Consider the following 999-nt stretch of genomic DNA (forward strand, 5'->3'; position numbering starts at 1 on the left):
AGGATTTGCCCACATTGGTTTGTACAGCGCAATTGGCTGGTAGTTCGTAGTTGGCGCGCAGCATGGGGTGTGTGGTAACGCGATTCGGGGCTTTGCGGCATCGTCTTTGTCGATCTCGCCGTGGTTGTTTGAGCGCAAGGTCTTGAAAGGAAGCGATGGCCTGTGATTTGTAAGGCAGAAGCATCGGTAATCGATGCTTTAATTGGTGCGAGATTTTGATCATGATGGCCAAAACGATCTCTGCGGCTCTCGCACTCGTTGGAATGTCTTTGGCGGCGCCAGTTGCGTATGCGTTGGAGCCTGAAATGGTGGACGGCAAATTTAAAGAGGTGAGGGTGCTGACGCCTGTCACCAAGGCAGGAGAGCTAAAGCCACTCAAGCAGGCAGGAATGGTGGCTTTTTTCTCGCCTCTTGCAGCTGATTTGTTTGCCCAGGAGTGGCGTAAGCGTCCTGGCAATGAAGGTGAATTTCGTGTGGCTCCTTTGGCCTTGACGCAGTTTGAGTCTGCATACCTGGCGGCAAAAGAGAGCAATTCAGATCTTGCTAAGACTTACGTTCCTGACCCCGCGCAAATTCCTGCTGTGGTGGGTCTGCAACTTCAGCAAGGCCGGACCATGGAGGAGGCTCGATCATTAGCGCGCCGCGAGCCTTATGTGTTCTGCCCTGATCCTTTGGTGCGCATCACCCAAACCCAGGATGGCAAGTCTTCCACTGTTGTTCCTTGTGCGTTCACATTTACATCCATGGCATTGCTGGTGAACCGCACCAACCAGAATGCCAAGGCTCCGACTGTTCTGCGGGCTTATTCCCTCCAGGAGATGGTGCAATTCTTGAGTGAGCAGTCTGGCGATGATGCTCGCAATCTGGTGATTGCCTCTCCAATTGCTGCTCCAACTGCCGAGAATTAAGGTTCATACGGTGTTTACACCTGAATAAAAAAACGGCCCTAATGGCCGTTTTTTTATTGGAGGTTGTTTTGGTGAGAGACCTAAGGAGAGA

General features: G+C 52.0%; 1 protein-coding gene. It reads left to right on the forward strand.

Annotated features, from left to right (window positions below; all coding sequences use genetic code 11):
• The first annotated feature begins 224 nt into the window (after nt 1-224).
• Entirely contained in the window at nt 225-908 is a 684-nt protein-coding gene (locus tag SynMEDNS5_RS01090) for a hypothetical protein (RefSeq protein ID WP_186583930.1), read from the forward strand.
• Nucleotides 909-999: the final 91 nt, after the last annotated feature.

This window comes from Synechococcus sp. MEDNS5 (genome assembly GCF_014279875.1).
Lineage (GTDB): Bacteria > Cyanobacteriota > Cyanobacteriia > PCC-6307 > Cyanobiaceae > Synechococcus_C.

What these genes read in the sequence shown, in the direction of transcription:
- SynMEDNS5_RS01090 (WP_186583930.1), top strand. Translation starts at nt 225, where the DNA reads ATGGCCAAAACGATCTCTGCGGCTCTCGCACTCGTTGGAATGTCTTTG.